2 protein-coding genes and 1 pseudogene are annotated in these 1,878 nt (G+C 63.0%); 2 read left to right on the top strand and 1 reads right to left on the bottom strand.

Annotated elements, in window-relative coordinates:
* Positions 1-110: 110 nt before the first annotated feature.
* The gene (locus AC0GNO_RS23835) at positions 111-1,433 is read left to right on the top strand and encodes an ISL3 family transposase (protein WP_472905210.1); all 1,323 of its coding nucleotides are present in this window, start codon (positions 111-113) and stop codon (positions 1,431-1,433) included.
* Here the strand turns inward: AC0GNO_RS23835 and AC0GNO_RS23830 are convergent.
* The gene (locus AC0GNO_RS23830; RefSeq protein ID WP_472905757.1) at positions 1,414-1,653 is read right to left on the bottom strand and encodes a hypothetical protein; all 240 of its coding nucleotides are present in this window, start codon (positions 1,651-1,653) and stop codon (positions 1,414-1,416) included. The genes AC0GNO_RS23835 and AC0GNO_RS23830 overlap by 20 nt on opposite strands.
* Positions 1,654-1,707: 54 nt before the next feature.
* Here AC0GNO_RS23830 and AC0GNO_RS23825 point away from each other — a divergent pair.
* Positions 1,708-1,878: pseudogene (locus AC0GNO_RS23825) on the top strand (IS5/IS1182 family transposase); the annotation flags it as partial.

Here is a 1,878-nt window from a genome sequence, read left to right as displayed (position 1 = left end):
GGCTCAATGCCGTTTTGCATGGAACTTGACCTTCAACTCCGATGCGTGGTGAGTGAGTGAGGTTGCTGGATACTCTGGTTGCCGCCACCCTGACAACTTCGTAACCGACCATGAGCCTGAGCACCGAAGCCCTGTTCACCGCAGCCCTTGGGTTGCAAGCCCCCTGGCGTGTCGAGCGCGCCGAGTTGAGCACCGCCAAGAAACGCATTGACTTTGAAGTGGTCTGCACCGAGCGGCGTCTGACCTGCCCACACTGCGGCGCACCCGATCAAGGCATCCACGAGAGCATTGAGCGATCGTGGCGCCATCTGGATTTCTTCCAGTTCGAGGCCTGGCTGCACGCGGCCATACCCCGCGTAGCCTGCACCGCCTGCGGCAAGACCAGCCAGGTGCCGGTGCCCTGGGCGCGCGAGGGCAGCGGCTTCACGCTGCTGTTTGAAGCGCTGGCGCTGAGCCTGTGCAAAGAACTGCCCGTGGCCCACGCGGCCCGTCACCTGCGCGCCGACGCCAAAGCCTTGTGGCGGCGCATTGACCACTACGTCAAGCTTGCGCGTCAGAAGGACGACATGAGCGGCGTGCGCCACATCGGCATTGACGAGACCAGTCTGCGCAAGGGCCACGAATACGTCACGGCCGTGCACGATCTGCAGCAAAAGCGCCTGCTCTTTGTCACCGAGGGACGCGATCACCAGACGGTCAATGCCTTCACCAAAGACCTGTCCGAGCATGGCGGCAGCGCCCAGGCGATCAGCCATGTGAGCATGGACATGAGTGCGGCCTACCTGAAGGGGGCACAGCAGCAACTGCCGCAGGCGGCCATCTGTTATGACCGCTTTCATGTGGCGGCACTGGCGGGCAAGGCCATGGATGAGGTGCGCGCGGCCGAATTCAAAAGCCGACCCAACGCCGTGGCGCAAGCGCTGGGCGAGCTGGACCGCGCCAGCAGGCGCAGTCTGAGCTGGGCCATGCGCACGCACCATGCGAGCTGGAATCAGCGGCACATACAGGCGATGTACGCCCTGCAGCGCACGAACTTGCAAAGCGCACGGGCCTGGCGCATGAAGGGGGCGCTGCGGGAGGTGTATGAGACAGCGGCGCACAGTCAGAGCGAGGAGGTGGCGCGCACGGGACTTGGGCGCTGGATCGCCTGGGCCATGCGCTCGCGCCTGGAGCCCTTCAAGCGGCTCGCACGCACGCTCAAGACGCACTTTGAAGGCGTCATCGCGGGCATGCAGCAAGGACGCAGCAACGCGTTTGTGGAGGCCATGAATGGGCTAATGCAAAACGCCAAGCGGGCCGCACGCGGATTCAGAACGAGCAGGAACTTCATCGCCATTGCGTACCTGCGCCTGTCCAAGCTCAAGCACCTTCCAGCCAACCCGTTCGAGCACGCAGCGCCGCGCTTCGCAGGCCTCACCACGCATCGGAGTTGAAGGTCAAGTTCCATGCAAAACGGCATTGAGCCGCCAAACCGCCATTGATAAATTGAACGGTGCCGCCCGCAGGCCCCGGTCCATTCCCAGCGAGACCAGCCATCAGTGTCAGGCCGCGTGGAACACCGAAATTCGCGAGATCCTCACCGGCAGTGACGCTGCCATTGGTCAGCGTGATGATGGGTGCAGCATCAAACGCATTGTTAAGGATTGTGTTCAAAACCCCGTGCAGTCCCCGATGGTCTGAAGGTGCGAGGCGAGGAACAATGGCGTCATGAAGAAACAAGCGGAACTGGGACTGAACCTGAGCACGAGGCGCACGCGCAAGGCTGTGTTCCTCGACGAGATGGAGCTGGTGGTGCCGTGGCGCGAACTCATTGCGCTGATTGCAGCGGCCGCGCCGGTTGCCAGCACGGGGCGCCCACCATTTGCACACGAGACCATG

It is taken from the genome of Hydrogenophaga sp. L310, assembly GCF_055703065.1.
Note: the sequence above shows the minus strand (reverse complement) of the source record. Positions and strands in the feature narration are given on the sequence as shown.